The organism is Snodgrassella sp. W6238H11, assembly GCF_016100525.1.
Lineage (GTDB): Bacteria > Pseudomonadota > Gammaproteobacteria > Burkholderiales > Neisseriaceae > Snodgrassella > Snodgrassella alvi.
The window spans coordinates 24,764-46,196 of record NZ_JACFSH010000006.1 but is presented as its reverse complement, the minus strand read 5'-3'; the positions used below and the strand labels follow the sequence as shown (position 1 = coordinate 46,196).

Here is a 21,433-nt window from a genome sequence, read left to right as displayed (position 1 = left end):
AGATGATGTAAACGATTTATTTTAAGTAATTAAAAATGATTGATTTATACGAAACAGATCAACAACGCTAATCGATTGATATTCAGTCTTATTTAATTAAAAATCAGCCTGCAACCATAGCGGTCAGATGTGGCAACGATTCAATGAAAAATGCCGGTATTAGTACAGGTGATATTCTCATCATAGATAGATCATTAGAGGCCAGGAATTCAGACATCGTGATGGCGAATATCGGTACTGCATTTACTATTAGACGGTATGAATTAGTAAATGAAATAGCCTATTTCAATTTCGATAGCACTATTGGCAAATTTAATAACTACATTTTTTGTCCACAAGATAATATGGAAATTGTAGGAGTTGTAGGAGTTGTAACCTTTGTCATAAAAGCAATTAGATAGCTTTATTTAAAATAAATAAAAAAGATTCTAGCTCTGCGTTTAAATATTTGAAGTGGTCTATGTAGTTGTTATATGTATATAGCGTGTACTTCATGTGCAATCTAAATTGCACTTTATGTACAATGTTATTTGCTCATAATATACAAAAATATGTTTTTTATATGATTTTTTAAACGAATTTTTTTAAAATTTTATATGCTTTTAAAATATAAATAAAATAAAAACGCTTTTTTTTATGTTTTTAAAATATTGAATGCGTGAATGAAGGTTTGAACTTCATTTTTTATGTAAATATAATATTTATTTTGAATAATAGAAATTTAAGATAAAAAAGGCCTGACTAATTAGTTAGTCATTGCTTTTAATATTTATTTTTTTCTGATGTTTAAAGAGAACCAGCGGGCTTTACTTATAGAAATATTAGAAAAAAACGAGGAAAAGGTTAACCAGCTTGAGAATTGCGTGTATGCGCGACTAAAATGGAATTTCAGTAACATTTCTACAAACAACAAAGAAATTACTATTATTCTCTATCTCTCGATTTTTTTTGCTCTTTGTTGTGCTGTTGGTAGTATTTTTTCTATTTTTCTATTTTTCTATTGTTTAACTAATCAATAGATTCAAAATTTAACGACTTAGCTGTTATAGATAGCTAGGTCGTTTTAATTTTTAATTCATAGAATCAATGGCATGTCTGACGTTAATAAATACAACTTGGATTATTTATTATGCTGATTAATGATATTAAAACTATTGAGACAGAAAAATATCTGTTTTTTATACGCCGGAAGAATTTTCGCATTTTAGATTGTTACCTAGTCCAACCGAAGCAGGCAAAAAATATTGCCTGTTTCTTTATGTTGATAAAAATAATTATCTGATTCTAGAGACAGGTATACAACGACTAAAACGGTTCATGGATACGTCTAATTACCGTGTTTTTGAAATCATCTATTAAGAAAAATATTGTGGAACCTACCAGGCTTAAAAACTTACACAGCTGATGAAGTTGCAAAAATATGTCAATGTTACCCACTGACTATTCGAAAATATATCAAAGACGGTTATTTACGTGCAGTTAAATTTGGCCGTGCCTATGTAATAAAAGAAAGTGACCTTGACGATTTCATGCATTAAATTGAAAATATGCAATTGCAAGCGTCACTCCAACGAGAGAGTGAAAAAAAATGTCATTATATCAACGAGAAAACGGAGTTTGGTATTACAGCATTACATTACAGAGCGGTAAACGAATTCGCGGAAGTACTAGGACTAAAGACAGAAAATTAGCAGAAGAGTTACACGATAAATTGAAGTATGAAACATGGAGACAAATAAATTTAGATGAAAAACCAAAATACCTATGGGATGAGGCAGCCCTAAGATGGATTAAGGAAAAAAAAGGGATTAAAAAAAGTATAAAGGATGATATATGCCGACTTCGACAGCTGCAAGAGTTGAGAGGAATTTATATACATCTGATTGATAAACAAATGATTATGTCAATAATTAATCAAAAGGATATTACCAATGGTACTAAAAATAGATATATAGCCTTGATTCGATCAATTTTAAATGCGTGTGTTCAAGATTGGGATATGCTGGAGCAGGCACCAAAACTCAAACTATTTAAGGAGCCTAAACACCGAATGAAATGGCTAAGGCCAGCGGAAGCCAAACGACTGTTAAATAATTTGGTTACGTATATGGCTGATATGGCTGAATATGATTTAGCTACTGGTTTAAGGCAGAGAAATATTTTTAATTTGAGATGGTCGCAAATCGATTTTTTAAAACGAACATGCGAATACTATCCTGAAGATATGAAATCAGATAAACCGTTAGTGATACCATTAAATGATACTGCCATAAAAATTCTAGTTAAACAATTAGGTAAACACGATGAATACGTTTTTTTAAATTCACGTCATAAACCTGTTAAATCTCTTAATTACAAACTATGGCGAATTGGTGTGGCTAATGCAGGCATTGATGAAGACTTTAACTGGCATGATTTAAGACATACATGGGCTAGTTGGCTAGTCCAAGATGGAGTTTCATTGTATGCACTAAAAGAAAGGGGGGGCTGGAAATCTTTAGAGATGGTGCAAAGATATGCTCATTTGGCACCAGAGCATTTAATTCAGCATGCATCAAAGATTGACAATATCATGGAAAATGAATGTCACAGTTTTGTCACAGGTGCTTGTTTAGATGAAGAAGTAGTAACCCTAGATAAAATGCGTAAAATATTGAAAAATATGGAGGAAAAATGGTGGGTCGTGAGCGATTCGAACGCTCGACCAACGGATTAAAAGTCCGCTGCTCTACCGACTGAGCTAACGACCCAAGAGCGCGCATTTTAGGCAGGAGTGCGGCTGCTGTCAAGTACTTTGCTATTATTCATTTGCGGTAATATGGCACTAAAAGTGCTGCCTTTCCCGGTAATACTTTCAATCTGTAATTTACCGCCATGTTCTGCCAGAGCGTGTTTAGCAATGGCCAGCCCAAGACCTGTACCACCGCTCTCGCGTGAGCGGCCTGAATCTACACGATAAAAGCGTTCGGTAAGATGAGGAATATGCTCCGCAGCGATACCATGACCCGTATCGCTCACTTGAAATACAATTTGCTGACTACAATCCGGCACATTCTGTTTCATATAGAGCCGGATAGTAATGGTTCCATATTGCGATGTATAGCGTACGGCATTAAACAGAAGATTACTGAACGCATTATATAAATCCTGCTGAATCCCCTCTATCCAGATATCTGCAGCTATTTCACAGATAAAATGGTGTTTATTTTCTGACAGAATCTCAGCTTCAAATACCACCTGCTCAGCCAGAGTACTCAGATTCACCGGCTGCTTGCGCACAGATGAAACAACCTGATTTTCCAGCCGTGATAAAGTCAGCAGATCAGCCAGCAGATGATTCATGCGCGCCCCTTCCTTACTCATCAGTACAATAAATGACTGACGCTGCTCTTGCGGCAAATCCGGCATATCCGTTAAGGTTTCCAGAAAGCCGTTGATTACAGTTAAAGGAGTACGCAGCTCATGCGAAACATTGGCCACAAATGCAGTCCGGGTAGCGTTTAGCTGTTCGGCAGCAGTAATATCCTGAGTAATAATCAGGGTTGCCTGTTCGTCAAACGGAGTACGGATAATATTTAATACACGTGGTAATCCGCTGTTCATATTTTCAAGTGTAAGTTTTATATTCACCGATTCTGTTGCCGGCTCATCCAAAAATCGCCGGAAATCAATATTTTCAATCAGATCAGTCAGCATACTGTTATTGTCTTGTTCAGCATCCAAATTCAAATGGATTGCAGCCAGATGGTTCAGCCACTGAATATGTCCATCCTGCCCGAGGATTAATACGCCCTCTGGTATAGTTTCAGCAATGCGGTTAAAGCGTAACAAGGCGACACCCAGTTTCTGCTTGCGCTTCTTACGGCTACGTGCCTGTAGCATCAAAGTATTGAAAATATTGTTCCAGATCCCGATCCCCTGTGGCGCATTACGTAATTTCGGTCTTTCCAGCCACCGGACCAGTTTAAATAAATGATACCAGTAACCCGCCAGCCACAAAAAAAACAGGCAGCACAAGCTAATCAGCATGATTTGCAGACCGCCGGCCAGCAATGACGCTACAACAACCACAATCAAGGTTGCCAGTATTAAATATAAATGATGGCGCAGTTCAGACAGAAGCATATCATTTCACAGAAGATAAATTTAAGAAGTATTTCCGGCTATGGTGAAAAGCGATAGCCACTGCCACGCACAGTTTGTATAAGGTGGTCATGCCCCACTGTTTCAAGTCCTCGTCTTAAACGGCGGATATGAACATCTACCGTACGCTCCTCAACAAACACATGATCACCCCATACAAGATCCAGAAGCTGGCTGCGGGTGTATATCCGATCCGGATGTGTCATAAAGAAATGTAATAACTTAAATTCACTGGGTCCGAAGGGAATGGTTTGTCCGTTTACTTGTACACGCTGCTCCTGCGGATCGAGTTCCAGACCATAAATACGCAGTGGTACACTGGTTTTTTGCGGTGCACGCCGGCGCAAAAGTGCATTAATTCGCGCAATCAGTTCTCGTGGTGAGAAAGGTTTAGTAATGTAGTCATCTGCACCTAGATTCAGCCCCTGCTCTTTATCTGTTTCTTCACCTCGTGCTGTTAATAGAATAATGGGTAAATCACGGCTGCGAATATCATTCCGCAGCTGCCGAATAAAATCAAGACCGGAAAGTCCGGGTAACATCCAGTCCACTAGCAGCATGTCAGCCAGCCTGGATTGCAATAACGGCTGTGCTGCTTCTACACTAGATACACATTGAACAACAAAGCCGGCCTGCTCGAGAGTAAATTGAATCAGGGTAGAAATTGCAGCTTCATCTTCTACAACCAATACCATAACTTCTGCCATATATATTTCCTGACCAGATTAATTATCTATTGTGACAGATTAAGAAAATATAAAGCCAGCAACTCAGCCAAAACCTGTGCCACAACATTCTGTTGCCTACATTGAGTGCCGGACTGACTATTGCAAGGCTAGCAATACAATATAAGCTTACAATACATTAAGAAGCAATATATCCACAGCCATCCCATATTAATTGTATTGAGCAAACTCCACCATTTAATTTCTTATTATGAACATCAGTAATTAATAAATTTTGATTTATCGTGATTAATAGTATGATTTTCTCAATCAGTTTACTATAAATCTTCAGCCGTCTGCATTTATTAAATAATATGTAACCGGTTACGTTGTTCTACGGGTATAACGATAACGTTATTAAAAATACTGCAGATACTTTTGAAACCAATTTACAACAAATCAAAGATTTAAATTACCTGATTATTATTTTAATCTAATTCCATATTCATAAAATATAACTATTTACTCCCAAATCTGCTTACTAAAACATACATTTCAACAAATATATTAATATAGATAAATATACCATAAACATAAAATATCAGACTAAGGCTTCAGTTATCTGCCATACCTCATAGAAATCCTAATTTTTTTATTTTATTTAATCATTATTATTATTTATATAACTAACAAATAATAACATTTTTTTATTAACTATCAAATAGTTAAATTTTTGACTTAATTGATTTTTTATTGTCGAATTAATACTGGATATGTCTTATTTCTTAATGTCCGATTAAATGATTGTGTAACTAATTGCTGTAACTAAAGCATTATTATTTTTTAACCTGACTATTTTATCAATATGAATAAAATCTACAAACTTATCTGGAGTGCACAAGTACAGGCATATGTTGTTACCTCAGAACTAGCCCGTAAAGTGGGTAAAGCAGCACAGCTCAGGCTGGTAAGCATTATAGGTATCGGCATAGCAACCTCTGGTCTGACTTACGCACAATGTCCACTTTCGTTTCAAAACAGCAAATTTTGTACAACATTCAGGTCAAATACACCTGGTATCAGTACATATGCGGATACCACTATCAGCAATAACCGTATTGAAAACCGGGATCCTTCCAGTCAGACTATCAATACATCTACCGATGAATTAAATCAGACACTTACCATCGTTAATCAAAATGGCGCAGGAAATTTAACCGTAAACGCAAACAATAAAAACATCACCAATATTGATGCAACAAATAATAGCCAGACAGGTGCGATTATCATTAATGCCACCCAAGATATGTTATCTGACTCTGTCAGTGGTATTTATATTAATAATGCAGGCACCGATGCTAAACTTTCAACAGCCTCTATTCATAGCAAACAGCGCAAAGGTATTAGCATTTATAACGGAGGCAGCGGTTCCACACAAATAACAGCTAATGGCACCATTATATCTGATAATGATGATGCCATTTATGCTATGAATAATACTGCAGCAAAAGATTTATTTATTACTACCGGAGCTGTTATTGGTAAGGCACATGGCATTTACGCATACAACAATGGTACAGGATCAGCGACACTTATCGTTAACCAAGTTATTGAATCAGGCACTACCGATGCTATCTGGGTTAATAATGCGAATGTATCAGCCAAAAACATAGCTATTACAACCAAAGATACCGTAAAAGGCAATACCAACGGTATTTATGCATACAATAGTGGTAAAGGTTCTACAACCATTACCACTAACAGCGATGTATATGCAAATAATGGTAATGGTATTTATACAGAAAATCATGGTGAGAAATTAACTGTTATCAGTAAAAGTGTTCAAGGTACAAATACCGGTATTTTCGCTATCAATTCTGGTACAGATTCTACTGAAATTACATCTGAAGGTAATATTTCCGCTACATCTGGTAACGGAATCTTTGTTAATAATGGCAATAATACAAAAGACCTGACTATTAATACTCATGCTATATCAGGTGCTGATAATGGCATATATGCAACCAATAATGGTACAGGCGCAACTACAATCCACAATAAGACATCCGTAACAGCAACCCGTAATACCGGTATCAGTGTAGTAAATGCAAACCAGGCTACGGGATTAAATATTGAATCAGCGGATATCAATGCCGGAACTAACGGTATTTATGCAATGAATCATGCGTATGGTGCAACAGAAATTATTTCTAACGGATCAATTACAGCTACAAACGGATATGGAATCTGGGCTGAAAACGGAGAACAGGCCACGGATGTCAAAATTACTCAGTTAGATGGAAGAATTAGCGGAGGAATCAGCGCAATTGAGATACACAATTCTGGTTCAGGTAGTACTACACTTACCCTGGCCAATCAAATAAGCGGAGGTACGGAAGCAGGTATTGTTGTTCTGGATAAACCAAACAGTACAACAACTATTACCCTTAATACCGGTACCAGTGTTTCAGCAACTTCTGGTCGGGCTATTCGTGATGGTGATGGTAATGCCAATGTTACGCTGAATAGCGGTTCAAACGTCATCGGGAGTATTGATCTGGGTAACGGTAGTGACACTCTTTCTATCAATCGCGGAGCCATTATCAGTAATATTACTGTAGTCGATGGCGGGGACGATACCAGCAGTAATGACGGAATGACTGATATACTGAATATTAATCAGTCTCTGACTGGTTCTACCACGGGTAATAATAATGGTATTGCTGGAAATATTGCTATTCGTAACTGGGAAAAAATAAATCTGGCTCAAAACAGTACCCTCAGCCTGAGCGGAGATTTGAATACTAATCAGCTTAATATCGGGAATGGTACCACAGTCAATCTTATCGACTCTCTAAGACAGGCACAGATTAATGGCGATGTGTTTAACTCAGGCAATATTAATCTCCATAGTAATTTCACCGGAGACAATTTAACGATTAACGGAAATTATCAGGGTAATGGCGGTAAACTGACTCTGGATCTGAAACTTAATTCTGCTTTAAAAGATAATGACAGCATTGCTGACAATACTGCCGATAAACTGACTGTTCAGGGTAATGTGACAGGTAAAACCACCATCAGGTTTGCAAGCATTGATGGTCTTGGCGGCGATACCGGAAATACTAATGGCATTGAATTAGTCCAAGTTAACGGTAACAGTACTGGGGATGCTTTTGCACTGGAAGGCGATCATTTAGACAGAGGTGCATATGAATACCATTTGTTTAAAGGTGATTTGCAGCAAAACGGGAATAACTGGTATTTACGCTCTCAAAAGCAAACAGACCCTGGTGATGATAATTCCGGTGGCGATAACTCCGGTGGCGATAACTCCGGCGGCAATAACTCTGGTGGTAACAACTCCGGTGGTAACAACTCCGGTAACGGCAACTCTGGTGATAGTGGTACGACAACTAAACCATCAAAACTCAGACCACTATACCGTAAAGAAGTACCATTATTTGCCGCAGTTGCCTCTCAGTTACGACACGCTGACAGCCTTATGCTCGCTAATATGCATCAGCGTATCGGTTCCACTCCTCTGCCTGATGAACGTATGAGCTGGGGCAGAGTGATTGCCAGCCGTACTGATACTCAGCAAAACGGGCCGGCCAATGCCCGTACTACCGGTAATTATGCCGGTTTACAACTGGGCAGTGATATCTGGAGCAACAATGGCTGGCGTGCCGGTGGATATGTCGGCTATCTGCAGGGCAATCTCGATGTCGACGGCTTTACCAGCGGTATTGATACCAGAGCAGGTAAAAACACAACCAAATCTTACTTTATCGGCGCATATGGTAATTACACCCGTGAAAATGGTGCTTATGCAGATTTTGTAATACAGGGTGCCCGCCATCATGTCGATATTAAACCGGATAACAATCCGACCGGCAAACAGAAAGGTCATGGCGTTACGGCTTCAGTAGAAATAGGTCAGCCGTTTACTCTGGGCAGCAGCAACTGGAAGCTTGAACCGCAGGCTCAGATTATTCATCAGTGGCTAGATTTAAATGATTCTGATATCAGCGGACGTACTACAGTCAGTCACGGACACAATAATGCCTGGCTCTTCCGCCTTGGCGGAAGACTCGAAGGCAGCTATCAACTGAATAAAGGAAGTCTGCGACCCTATGCCCGGGTAAATTTCTTTTACTCACCTGATGGTGCCGACCATACCAGTTACGTTACTAATGTAGCCACAACCAGATTAAATGCCGGTGCCTCTCATGCCAGCACTGAGCTGGCAATTGGCGGTACTTACGATATTACAAACAAAATAAAAGTTTATGGTGAAATCGGCCATACATGGTCTAATGGTGGTGATGTACATACCAAAGCACCGGTAAATGGTTCTGTTGGATTAAAGATTAACTGGTAAAGCGCAATAAATAAAGAAACTGGTAATTATTTCCAAACTGAATCTTTTTCTTTGTAAAAAACAATACAATCATATTGGTTATTCTGAAATATGCAGAATAACCAATATGCAGGAATACCATCTTTTTCATTTTATATTACTTAAAACAATTCAATATTATGCATTATTCCGGATTTAATATTAATTCCTAGCTCATAATTTCAGCATCCGCTGATTTTCTTTTAGTGTAGAAAGAAAAAATTAATTGGTTAGTATGAATTTATTCTAAATAATTTATTTATAGCACTAATAAAATCAGCACCGGTTTAGTTGATCAGGCGCAACACTACATTAATTTTGATGGTAGTTATGACTAATAATTTTTTATTAATGATATATTATCTATTTGACAATAATTTACCAATCTAGATGAATAAACAAAAATTTAACAGAAAAAAGTATATTATAAAAAAGTTATTTTATATCCTGCTTATGGCTTTTATTTTATTTCTTCCTTTGACATGTGCCTGGAAATTTGCCAAACATTATTTGTATGATACAACTTATCAGAATATATTAGTGAAGTTTGCCTGGCGACCCGATAGGTGTGAGTCACATTCTGGAGAACCGAAATTAAAATGTTCCTGCAAATACGGTATCATTGGACTTGACGATAAGAATTATAAAATTACTAAAGATGGATATTTACATTGGAAAGATCAGCTCGTGGGTAAAGTGGTGTTAATAGAAAAACCTAGTTTTTTCACAACAGGAGAAATACTTACAGGTGGTTACATGAAAATTATTGATTCAAAAACTGGAGACATTTGTTATTATGATTATGTCATGTCATGATCGCACCATAATGATAAACGCAGCACCCATAGCCTGAGAAGATATTTTCTACCTATATAGTGGCAATCTATTTACATGGCAGATTGTGTTCAGATATGCATAAATTTACATGATATTGAAAACGGCACTTTCTGATAACACAGACAAATTTAATGACGGTATATGTATTTATCAGGCTACTTTAATCTGTTTTATTAAAAACAAATTGCCCTATACTACATCTTAGATTGGTTGCTGTTTAAGCTTACAGCCTGCTAGTAAATATTATCTTCTTTATCGGATTTGGCAGAATTTTTCAATATCTGCTTCAGTCACGGCGTAATACCATATTATCCCGATGAATCAGTTCCTGTTCTGCCACATAGCCCAATAATTCTTCTATAGCCTGAGACGGCTGCCGCAATAAACGCCCAATTTCATGATCATTATAATTAACCAGTCCGCGGGCAATTTCTTTACCGGCCTGATTACATACTGCCACTAATGCGCCACGATCAAAATGACCACTGACAGCAACACAACCGATAGCCAGCAGACTGGAGTGCTGTGTTTTCAGTGCCTGTTCTGCACCCTCATCAACGGTTAGCTTACCAGCCAGTTGTACCTGCCCAAGTAACCATTGCTGGCGTGCGCTCAACCGGCTACCGGCCGGGGTAAATAAAGTACCCGTTTGTGCGCCTTCCAGTAACCGGACTAATACATTTTCAGCATACCCGTTGGCGATACAGGTTGCAGCACCGCTTAAAGCAGCCCGTCTTGCAGCCAGTACTTTGGTATACATACCTCCGGTGCCCACGCTGCTGCCTGCTCCGCCGGCCATACTTTCCAGGTCTGGATGATTGGCAGCAATTTTATGAATCAGTCTGGCTTCAGTATGCTTACGCGGATCTCTGTCATACAGACCATTCTGATCTGTCAGAATAATCAGTACATCAGCTTCAATCAGGTTAGTTACCAGAGCACCAAGGGTATCATTATCGCCAAGTTTGATTTCATCAATGGTAACAGTATCATTTTCATTAATAATCGGTACTACTCCCTGCTCCAGCAGAGTGCGGATAGTACTACGGGCATTTAAATAGCGGGTACGGTGACTCAAGTCATCATGTGTCAGCAGAATCTGTGCTGTCCGGATATGCAGTGATTCAAACGCAATCTCATATGCCTGAGCCAGTCCCATTTGCCCCACTGCGGCGGCAGCCTGTAATTCATTAATTGCTTTGGGACGTACCTGCCAGCCCAGCCGTTTCATACCTTCTGCAATAGCACCACTGGATACCAGTACTACCTGAATACCATTCGCACGTAATTGCGCAATCTGCTGTGCCCAGTTATTCAGGATATTCTGATCTACCCCATGCCCGCCATTGGTCACCAGACTGGAACCTACTTTTACTACCACACATTCAGTCTGGCGGATATCAAATTCTGAGTTATTCATGCTTATTATGCAGTTGTTATGTCAACGGTTGAATAGTTATTTTACCTGTGCGCATTTGTTTTGATAAGTGTGTACGGCTGTTATAAAAACAGCAGCCGTAGTGGCTGCTGTTGAAGGACTAAATTCAGATTAACTATGCAGTAATGCCTGTACACACCAGTTCATTACACCATCAGGCAAAATACCCCATAACAGCAATAATAAACCGTTAACAGATAAAACGATTTTACCGAGAAAAGTCATATTGAATACTGGTTCGGCAACAGAATCCGGATTATCGAAATAGATGGTTTTAACCACACGCAGATAATAGAAAGCACCAATCAGCGACATTATTACTGCATACACAGAAACCCACAGATAGCCGCTGGCCAATAACGCTTTAATAACGGCCAGCTTGGCATAAAAGCCCATCAATGGCGGAATACCGGCCATTGAAAACATCGCCAGCAGCATTAAAAATGCATACCATGCATTTTTCTGGTTCAGACCGGCAAGATCACTGATATTCTGGCATTCAATATCCTTGCCGGAGAGCAGAACCAGAATAGCAAACGCTACAGAGGCCATTAAAGCATAGGTTATTGCATAATACATAGCCGCAGCACAGCCAGACTGGCCAGACAGAAGAGCCAGCATAATGAAACCCATATGGGCTACTGTTGAAAAACCAAGCATACGTTTAATGTTGGTTTGCATGATAGCAGCCAGATTACCCACAAACAGCGAGGCGATACCTAGCAGTAACAGTAATTCACGCCAGCTTTCCCACTGAGTCAGCAGACCGTAAACCAGGATACGGAAAGCGAAGACTGTGGCTGCAATTTTCGGTGCTGTACCCACCAGTGCAGCAACTGCAGTCGGCGCACCCTGATACACATCCGGCACCCACATATGAAATGGTACACCACCCAGTTTAAATACAATACCGGCAACAATAAATACCAGCCCGAGTTTCAATAACCACGGATTGGTTGTTTCCTGGCTGGCAGCAAGCACCTGCTGCAACTGTAATGTACCTGTTGCGCCGTATATCAGTGAAATACCGTATAACAGTAAACCTGAGGCCAGTGCACCAAGCACAAAATATTTCAATGCGGCTTCAGCAGCACGGCCACTATCGCGCTGCAGGGCAATCAAAGCATAAAGCGCCAGCGAAAGCAGCTCCAGCCCGACATATAAAGTCAGGAAGTGGCTGGCTGAAACCATAATATTCATGCCCAGCAGTGCAAACAGGGTTAGCGTATAGAATTCACCCTGATAAATATGTTTAGCACGCAGATAAGTCTGGCTGTAAATAAACAAGACAATAACCAGTACATACATGCATAACTTGGCCAGTTGAGCCATGCCGTCCAGTACAAACATATCATGGAAAGCATATTGCGGCTGTTCTTTCCATACCAGACACTGTACCGCGGCGGTCAGTATCAGACCGATAACTGACAGGGTACAGGTTATCCAGCGTTGTCGGTCATTAAGCCATAAGTCCACCAGCAATACTGTAAACAGTACTACAGTCAGCACCATATCCGGTGCAGCGGGAAATATTGTTAAATCTGTCCAGTTCATTCACATTTCCTTACAGTTTGCTTTGTGCCGCTTGGACTATCAAATCATTTGCTGCTTGATGCACGACAGCGATAAATGGTTCCGGATACAAACCAAATCCCAGTACCGCTACAGCCAGAATCACCAAAATTAGCAGTTCGCGTTTGTTTACATCTTTTAATTGCGCAACTTCCGGATTTTTGATGGCACCAAAAACAACCCGTTTAAACATCCACAAGGTATATGCTGCACCATAAATCAGGGTTAACGCCGCCAGTGCACCAACCCAGAAATTGGTTTTCACTGCACCGACAATGACCATAAATTCGCCTACAAATCCTGATGTACCGGGCAAACCGGCATTAGCCATAGCAAAGAACAGCATGAAAGAAGCAAATACCGGCATACTGTTTACAACACCGCCGTAAGCTGAAATATCGCGGGTGTGCATCCGGTCATACATCACACCGATACTCATAAACATAGCGGCTGAAACAAAACCGTGCGAAATCATCTGCATAATGGCACCTTTAAAGGCCCAGTCATTCAGATAGCCGCCGGTAAACAGGAAAAAGCCTAAAGTGACAAATCCCATATGGCTGATGGAAGAGTACGCCACCAGTTTTTTCATATCAGTTTGTACCAGTGCCACCATACCGATGTAAATTACCGCCACCAGACTAAGCACGATGATTACCGGCGCAATATAACGTGCTGCATCCGGTAAAATAGGCAGAATAAAGCGCAGGAATCCGTAACCACCTATTTTCAGAGTAATCGCCGCCAGTACCATTGAACCACCGGTCGGCGCTTCTACGTGAGCATCCGGCAACCATGTATGCACCGGCCACATCGGCACTTTAACCGCAAAAGACAGGAAGAAAGCGATAAACAGCAGAATTTGCGCCGTCATCGCAAGGTGCTTGATATTGTGCCATGCTTCAATAGAAAAACTGCCGGTCTGATTAGACAGATAGACAAAACCAACCAGCATCAGTAATGAACCCATTAAGGTATACAGAAAGAATTTGATTGATGCATATACCCGTCTCGGACCACCCCAGATACCGATAATCAGATACATCGGAATCAGCATGCCTTCGAAGAATACATAGAATACGATGGCATCCATTGCTGCAAATGCGCCATTAATCAGTCCTGACATAATCAGGAAAGCGGCCATATACTGCGCAGGCCGTTTCTGGATTACCTGCCAGCCGGCCAGAACAACCAGTAAAGTAGTAAAACTGTTCAGAATCACAAACAGAACTGACAATCCATCCACACCTAATGCATAGTTGATGTTGAGACTCTCAATCCAGACATGAAATTCTGTAAACTGAAATCCGCCATTTAAACGGTCGAATTTAAAAAACAGCGGTAAGGTTATGAGAAAGGAAACCAGCGCACCGATTAAGGCCAGCACTCTGGCTATACCTGCGTGCTTGTCTGAGCCGGTAGCCAGCACTGCGACGCCAGCCACTACAGGCAGCCAAATCGCCAAACTGAGTAAGTTATCGTACATATTTATAGCCTAAAGATACCAAGTTGAATGCCCGCAATTAACCGCCAAACATTGTTTTAAGCAACGGCCAGAAAGTCCATGCCACCAGTACAAACACACCCACAACCATTGCTGTAGCATAGTTATAGATGTATCCGGTCTGAATTCGCCGTATCAGCGCTGCTACAGCAGCGACAACGCGTGCAGCACCATTAACAATTAATTTATCAATAATGAAAACGTCGCCAACTTTCCAGAACAATGTTCCCAGCAGACGGCTGCCTTTGGCAAACACGTTATAGTAAATAGTATCCAGATAGTATTTATTATCCAGCAGGGTATAAACCGGACGTATAGATGCAGCAATTCTGGCCGGAATCTGTGGTTTTTTCATATAGAAGAACCACGCCAGTACAACACCGGCAATCACCAGCCATAACACAGGAGTTGTCAGACTGTGCAGAGCCATGGCAAATATGCCGTGGTACTCTTCTTCTACGGATGCCAGTGCAGGATGTGCAGCACTATTAATAAAAATCACATGCTGATAAAAATCACTGAACAGCATCGGCTTCATTGCCCACATACCTACAAATACTGAAGGGATGGCCAGCAGAATCAGCGGAATGGTTACCACCAGCGGGCTCTCATGCGGATTATCCTGTGGTTTCAGTCCATGATGTTCTTCTGCATGATGATGTTCGCTATGTTCGGCTTTGCGCCATTTTTCTTCACCATGAAATACCAAGAAATACAATCGGAATGAGTAGAATGCGGTGACAAACACACTGGCTACCAGAGCTACATAGGCCACACTACTGAATGGCAACGTTGACGCTTTTACTGCCTCAATAATTGAATCCTTGGAATAGAAACCGGAGAAAAATGGTGTGCCAATCAGCGATAATGAACCAATTAGCATACAAATCCATGTTACCGGCATGTATTTACGCAATCCGCCCATATGACGCATATCCTGATCATGGTGCATACCCATAATCACACTACCGGCGGCCAGAAATAACAGTGCTTTGAAGAAAGCATGGGTCATGACATGGAAAACAGCAATATTATAGGCAGAGGCACCCAAGGCTACCGTCATATAACCTAACTGTGACAAGGTTGAATAAGCAATCACCCGTTTGATGTCATTCTGAATCATACCCAGAAAGCCCATAAACAGCGCAGTAATAGTACCTGATACCATAATCACACCCAGAGCAGTATCAGACAACTCATACAGGGGTGACATACGGGATACCATGAAAATACCGGCTGTTACCATGGTTGCCGCATGAATCAGAGCTGAAATCGGTGTCGGACCTTCCATTGAATCCGGTAACCAGACATGCAACGGAAACTGTGCCGATTTACCCATTGCGCCTACAAACAGCAAAATGCAGGTAACAGTAATCAAAGACCACGGATGACCTGGAATCAGTTCGATAGTGGCATTTTTAATCTGATCAATATGCTGGAAAACATCAGCATAGCGAAGGCTGCCACCGAAATAAGCCAGTACCAGACCAATACCGAGTACAAAACCGAAGTCGCCGACACGATTAACCAGAAATGCTTTCAGATTGGCAAAAATAGCACTGTCACGTTTAAAGTAAAAACCAATCAGCAGGTAAGACACCAGCCCTACAGCCTCCCAGCCGAAGAACAACTGAATGAAGTTATTACTCATTACCAGCATCAGCATGGAGAAAGTAAACAGTGAGATATAGCTGAAAAAGCGCTGATAGCCGTCATCATCACTCATGTAGCCGATAGTATAAATATGCACCATCAGCGATACACTGGTCACAATCACCAGCATAGTGGCAGTAAGGGTATCAATCAGAAACCCTACTGAGAAGTCCAGACCGCCCATGGTCAGCCATGTATACACATTTTCATCAAAGGGCTGACGGGTTCCGGTCATAAAACCATAGAGTACCCAGACAGACAGTACTGCCGAAACGGCTACGCCTGCTATGGTAACGCTATGCGCACCCTTACGTCCGATCAGCTTACCGCATAAACCGGCCAGTAATGAACCGATGAGCGGAGCCAAAGCAATAATCAGATAAACACTCATAATTTTTCTCTCGTTCCTCTCACCTATTAGCCTTTGAGACTATCCAGATCCTGTACATTAATGCTCTGACGGTTACGGAAAATCAGAACCATAATTGCCAGACCAATAGCAGATTCTGCCGCAGCAACTGTCAGAATAAAAAAGACGAAAATCTGTCCGGCGGTGTCGCCGAGATAACGGGAAAAAGCCACAAAGTTAAAATTTACCGCTAACAGCATTAGCTCGATTGACATCAGTAATACGAGCACGTTTTTGCGGTTCATAAATATACCCATGGCAGAAATAGCAAACAGTATTGCGCTGAGCACCAGATAATGGGTTAAGGTAATCATGCTTTCTGCTCCCCTTCAGTTGCTTCTTTACTTGCTTCTTCAGTGACCGGTGCAGTGATTTCAGGCTGCATTTTCACCATACGGAAACGATCTTTTGCCTGTACTTTAACCTGTTCGGCCGGATTGGTACGACGAGAATTGTATGTCTGCCGGTGAACCAGAGCTATTGCGGCCACCATCCCCAGCACCAGCAATACAGCCGCCAGTTCAAACGGTAACAGATAGGTAGTGTAAATCTGCATCCCCAGATCATGCACATTGCTGTAGTCTGCAGGCAGCGGAGAATCCTTACCCAGACTCGCCAGATGCAGCTGAGGATTTACCAGAATAACAATCAGTAAGGCAGCAGTCAGGATACCCACCAGTGCTGCAACAGGTGCATGCCGCCAGAAGCCGGCACGCATCTGCTCAACATCAATATTGAGCATCATGATGACAAACAGGAACAGTACCATTACCGCACCCACATACACCACTACCAATACAATGCCGAGAAATTCAGCCTGCATCAGAATCCACATCATGGCACTGGCACAGAATGTCAGAACCAGAAACAAAACCGCATGTACCGGATTTTTGGCAATAACTGTATTTATCGCGCCAAACAAAATCACGGCGGCAAATACATAAAACAGAATTAATGGTAAATTCATGACCACCTCTTAACGATATGGTGCATCTGCGGCTTTGCATTTAGCGATATCTTCTTCATAGCGATCGCCAATAGCCAGCAACATGGGTTTAGTGAAATATAAATCACCGCGTTTTTCACCGTGATATTCGAAAATCCGAGTTTCAACAATAGCATCAACCGGGCAAGCTTCCTCACAGAAACCACAGAAAATACATTTAGTCAGATCAATATCGTAGCGTGTGGTTCTGCGTGTACCGTCCTCACGTTTTTCAGATTCTATATTGATTGCCATGGCCGGACAGACAGCTTCACACAGTTTGCAGGCAATACAGCGTTCTTCACCATTGGGATAACGTCGTTGTGCATGCAAACCACGAAAGCGAACTGATTGCGGGGTTTTTTCTTCAGGAAAATATATGGTTTCCTTGCGCGCAAAGAAGTTTTTCAGAGTTACTTTCATACCCGAAAGTAACTCGGTCATCAGAAAGGTTTTAATTATATTTGCCATATCAGAGCCTTTCCCTGCTTAATGCCATAAATTCAGGGGTGAAATCATCCACAAACCCAATACAATTACTGCCACAATGGTTACCGGAATCAATACTTTCCAGCCAAGACGCATAATCTGGTCATAGCGGTAACGCGGGAATGTTGCACGTATCCATAGATAAAAGTACAACACCAGTGCCATTTTCAGAAACATCCACAATACACTCGGGGTACCAATGAAACCCCAGCTTTGCGGAAAGGGAGATAACCAGCCGCCAAAGAACAGCAGAGCCGTCAGAGCAGCCACCAGAATCATGAAAATGTATTCGGCCAGAAAGAATAACGCGAAAGCAAAACCGGAATACTCTACATGGAAACCGGCAACAATTTCCGACTCACCTTCGGCTACGTCAAATGGCGCACGGTTAGTTTCGGCCACAGCTGAAATCAGATACACCACAAACAGCGGAAATAAAGGCAGCCAGTTCCATGAGAAAATGGAACCACCGGCATAACCTTTTGCCTGAGACATCACAATGTCATGAAAGTCCATACTTCCGGAAACCATAATCACACCAATCAGCGCAAATCCCATGGCAATTTCATAGGAAATAGTTTGCGCAGAAGCTCGCATGGCACCGAGAAAAGCATATTTAGAATTGGAAGCCCAGCCGGCAATGATGACACCATACACAGACAGTGAAGTAATCATCAGAATATAAAGTAAACCGGCATTAATTCGGGTAAGAAACCATGTTTCACTAAACGGGATAACTGCCCAGGCAGCAAAAGCCGGCATCAGTGACATCATCGGTCCGATATAGAACAGTGCCTTATTAGCCTGTGACGGACGGGTAACTTCCTTGAACAGCAGTTTTAATACATCGGCAAACGGCTGGATTAAGCCATACGGTCCGGTAACATTCGGACCAACCCGCAGCTGCATATAACCGATAACTTTACGTTCGAAATAAGTCAGATAGGCTACGGTAATAATCAGCGGCAGCATGATGATGACAATCTTGACGATGACAGACACCAATAAACCGAAGTCGTTGCCCAGTAAGTGTTGAAACCACGCTTGCATGATTATCCTTTACTCAATTCAACAGTGGTCAATAAAGCGCCTAATTGCCAGTTACTTTGATGTAATGGCAAAAACAGTACATTTTCCGGCAAGTTATCATCCGTAGTGATGGTAATCGATACGGTACTATTGCCTTGTTTAGCCTGTGCAGTATCACCATTAATCAAACCAAACCGAGCCAGTGTCATACTATTGGCACGTGCAGCCGGAACTGCGGCATGAACTGTACTCTGTAAGGGTTCGGAACGGCGCACAATCGCATCAGTTGCGTACAGACTAACGCCGCCAACACGTACCAAACTGATATCGGGATCACTGGTAGCGACTGGTTGAATACGATTGTTCAGCAAAGCCGGTATCTGATCTTTGGTAACCGCATCAGCCAAAATCTGCTGGGTATTTTCATATTCAAAGCCCGGTAATTCCAGTACATTACCCAGTACGCGTAATACCTTCCATAAAGGTCTGGCTTCTCTGTAGGCCTGTACAACACCATGAAAAGACTGTAATCGCCCTTCCATGCTGATAAAACTGCCTGAGGTTTCTGTAAATGGCGTAATTGGCAATAATACGTCTGCAACTTCACGCAAGACGTCACTGTCGTAAGCAGTGAATGCCATTACTGTCTGAGCCTGTTTCAGGGCTGCAATGGCCGCAGCTCCGTTGGCTACATCCATATCCGGTTCAACATTGAGCAGCATTACTGCCTGTTTAGGCTGCTTAATTTGTGCAGCAATGGTATTTTCTGCTTTACCGGCAGCCATGCCTACGATTTCAGCACCAATACTATTGGCCGCCTGCGGCAATACGCCCAGTATACTGTCGGTAGCTTCAGCCAGATCCTGTGCGGCTGCATAAACTGCCGCTGCATCAGGATGGTTCAAAACATCTGCACCCAGAATAATGCTGGCTTTTTCAGCTTTTAATAAGGCCTGACCTACTTCGCTGTTAAGCGCATCACTAAGCCAGTCAATCCATTGATAAGGATGCAGACTAAGCTGTGCCAGTAATGGCATGAACAACTCTTCATCAGCAGCAGCCACCACTGCTACTTTAGTTCCGTTTTTAGCCGCCTGACGGATACGGGCTGTTAATAAGGGCTGTTCCTGCCGTAAGCGTGCGCCAACCAGCAAAATCACCTCATTTTCTGCCAGCTGTTCAATACTCTGTCCCAGCCACTGGGCGCCTTTAGTAGCAGCACCAAAACGTTCATCAAGCTGACGCAGACGACTGTCAACGGCATTTATGCCCAGCGCATTAGCCAGTTTACGGGTCAGGTACATTTCTTCAACAGTATTGGCCGGATTGACCCACATACCAATTGCATCGGTACCGAAATCATGGCTGACACCATGCAAACCTTTAGCCACATAATCCAGCGCAGTTTGCCAGTCAACCGTATGCCACTGGTTGTCCTGTTTAATTTGCGGCTGAGTTAAACGCTGCTGATACAAACCTGCATAGGCAAAACGGTCACGGTCACTGAGCCAGCACTCATTGATGGCTTCGTTTTCAAGTGGCAATACCCGGCGCACGGTATGGTCTTTAGTTTGCACAATCAGATTACTGCCCAGTGCATCGTGAGCAGACACAGATTTACGCCGGCTTAATTCCCATGAACGGCTGTCATAACGAAATGGTTTGCTGGTTAGTGCGCCCACCGGACACAAATCAATCACGTTGCCAGACAACTCGGTTTCCAGTGTTTTACCGTTAAACGGTGTAATTTCAGAGCATTCACCACGATTCATCATGGCCAGCTCCTGCTTACCGGCAATTTCTTCAGTAAAGCGGATACAGCGGGTACAGTGAATACAGCGGCTCATTTCAGCAGCAGAAACCAGTGGCCCCATTTCTTTACCGGCTACAGCATGTTTGGCCTCAGTATAACGGCTGGCACCTTTACCATAGCCCATTGACAAATCCTGCAACAGGCATTCACCACCCTGATCACAAATAGGACAGTCCAGCGGATGGTTAATCAGCAGGAATTCCATTACCCCTTTCTGGGCATCTTTAGTCATGGGCGAATTGGTTTTAACAACCATACCATCGGTGACCGGCGTAGCACAGGCAGGTAATGGCTTGCGTGATTTTTCCACCTCAACCAGACACATACGACAGTTGGCGGCGATGGACAATTTTTTGTGATAGCAAAAGTGCGGAATGAATGTACCGGCCTTATGGGCGGCTTCTATCACCGTACTGCCCTGCTCGACAGAAAGTTGTTTACCGTCAATTTGAATTTGTAACATAGGTTCGCAATCCTAACTAAGCAGATAGTGC

16 protein-coding genes and 1 tRNA gene are annotated in these 21,433 nt (G+C 41.8%); 5 read left to right on the top strand and 12 right to left on the bottom strand.

The genetic code is table 11. From position 1 onward, the window contains the following. Positions 1 to 74 precede the first annotated feature (74 nt). From H3V00_RS09890 to H3V00_RS11685, 3 genes are all read left to right on the top strand, one after another. Positions 75 to 401: a LexA family protein gene (locus H3V00_RS09890; protein ID WP_370570106.1), complete on the top strand. Its 327-nt coding sequence runs from the start codon at positions 75 to 77 to the stop codon at positions 399 to 401. Positions 402 to 1,367: 966 nt separating this feature from the next. Beyond that, on the top strand, positions 1,368 to 1,538 hold the full coding sequence (locus H3V00_RS11690; protein WP_198207878.1) for a helix-turn-helix domain-containing protein: 171 nt from the start codon (positions 1,368 to 1,370) through the stop codon (positions 1,536 to 1,538). Between the two features lie 50 nt (positions 1,539 to 1,588). Further along, entirely contained in the window at positions 1,589 to 2,716 is a 1,128-nt protein-coding gene (locus H3V00_RS11685) for a site-specific integrase (protein WP_198207906.1), read from the top strand. On the opposite strand, the gene H3V00_RS09875 is transcribed toward H3V00_RS11685, so the two are convergent. From H3V00_RS09875 to phoB, 3 genes are all read right to left on the bottom strand, one after another. Continuing rightward, positions 2,675 to 2,750: transfer RNA gene (locus H3V00_RS09875), tRNA-Lys, on the bottom strand. The genes H3V00_RS11685 and H3V00_RS09875 overlap by 42 nt on opposite strands. A 13-nt stretch (positions 2,751 to 2,763) precedes the next feature. Then, positions 2,764 to 4,125, bottom strand: a complete 1,362-nt coding sequence (phoR, locus tag H3V00_RS09870; RefSeq protein WP_198207876.1) for a phosphate regulon sensor histidine kinase PhoR — start codon at positions 4,123 to 4,125, stop codon at positions 2,764 to 2,766. A 38-nt stretch (positions 4,126 to 4,163) separates the two neighbouring features. After that, a complete protein-coding gene (gene phoB / locus H3V00_RS09865; RefSeq protein ID WP_084552673.1) occupies positions 4,164 to 4,850 on the bottom strand; it encodes a phosphate regulon transcriptional regulator PhoB in 687 nt (228 codons plus the stop codon). Positions 4,851 to 5,673: 823 nt separating this feature from the next. On the opposite strand from phoB, the gene H3V00_RS09860 reads away from it, so the two are divergent. Together H3V00_RS09860 and H3V00_RS09855 are read left to right on the top strand one after the other, a co-directional pair. After that, on the top strand, positions 5,674 to 9,192 hold the full coding sequence (locus H3V00_RS09860; protein ID WP_198207904.1) for an autotransporter outer membrane beta-barrel domain-containing protein: 3,519 nt from the start codon (positions 5,674 to 5,676) through the stop codon (positions 9,190 to 9,192). A 408-nt stretch (positions 9,193 to 9,600) separates the two neighbouring features. Then, complete coding sequence (locus H3V00_RS09855) at positions 9,601 to 10,026, top strand: hypothetical protein (protein WP_198207874.1); 426 nt, start codon at positions 9,601 to 9,603, stop codon at positions 10,024 to 10,026. A gap of 307 nt (positions 10,027 to 10,333) precedes the next feature. Here the strand turns inward: H3V00_RS09855 and proB are convergent, their stop codons facing one another. The 9 genes from proB to nuoG all read right to left on the bottom strand — a co-directional run bounded on the left by proB (position 10,334) and on the right by nuoG (position 21,402). Continuing rightward, positions 10,334 to 11,467, bottom strand: coding sequence for a glutamate 5-kinase (gene proB / locus H3V00_RS09850; protein WP_084552669.1), 1,134 nt, complete (start codon positions 11,465 to 11,467; stop codon positions 10,334 to 10,336). Between the two features lie 129 nt (positions 11,468 to 11,596). Further along, positions 11,597 to 13,039, bottom strand: coding sequence for an NADH-quinone oxidoreductase subunit NuoN (nuoN, locus tag H3V00_RS09845; RefSeq protein WP_084552668.1), 1,443 nt, complete (start codon positions 13,037 to 13,039; stop codon positions 11,597 to 11,599). Between the two features lie 10 nt (positions 13,040 to 13,049). Further along, positions 13,050 to 14,543 carry an NADH-quinone oxidoreductase subunit M gene (locus H3V00_RS09840; protein WP_037391929.1) on the bottom strand — a complete coding sequence of 498 codons (1,494 nt, stop codon included), beginning with the start codon at positions 14,541 to 14,543 and terminating at the stop codon, positions 13,050 to 13,052. A 37-nt stretch (positions 14,544 to 14,580) separates the two neighbouring features. Then, entirely contained in the window at positions 14,581 to 16,605 is a 2,025-nt protein-coding gene (gene nuoL, locus H3V00_RS09835; RefSeq protein WP_198207872.1) for an NADH-quinone oxidoreductase subunit L, read from the bottom strand. Positions 16,606 to 16,631: 26 nt separating this feature from the next. After that, on the bottom strand, positions 16,632 to 16,937 hold the full coding sequence (gene nuoK, locus H3V00_RS09830; protein ID WP_025329732.1) for an NADH-quinone oxidoreductase subunit NuoK: 306 nt from the start codon (positions 16,935 to 16,937) through the stop codon (positions 16,632 to 16,634). Then, complete coding sequence (locus tag H3V00_RS09825) at positions 16,934 to 17,590, bottom strand: NADH-quinone oxidoreductase subunit J (protein WP_198207870.1); 657 nt, start codon at positions 17,588 to 17,590, stop codon at positions 16,934 to 16,936. The genes nuoK and H3V00_RS09825 overlap by 4 nt, the downstream gene beginning before the upstream one ends. A gap of 9 nt (positions 17,591 to 17,599) precedes the next feature. Further along, the gene (gene nuoI / locus H3V00_RS09820; protein WP_025329730.1) at positions 17,600 to 18,079 is read right to left on the bottom strand and encodes an NADH-quinone oxidoreductase subunit NuoI; all 480 of its coding nucleotides are present in this window, start codon (positions 18,077 to 18,079) and stop codon (positions 17,600 to 17,602) included. Between the two features lie 18 nt (positions 18,080 to 18,097). After that, a complete protein-coding gene (gene nuoH, locus H3V00_RS09815; RefSeq protein WP_084547581.1) occupies positions 18,098 to 19,147 on the bottom strand; it encodes an NADH-quinone oxidoreductase subunit NuoH in 1,050 nt (349 codons plus the stop codon). 2 nt (positions 19,148 to 19,149) lie between these two features. Further along, a complete protein-coding gene (gene nuoG / locus H3V00_RS09810; protein WP_198207868.1) occupies positions 19,150 to 21,402 on the bottom strand; it encodes an NADH-quinone oxidoreductase subunit NuoG in 2,253 nt (750 codons plus the stop codon). Positions 21,403 to 21,433: the final 31 nt, after the last annotated feature.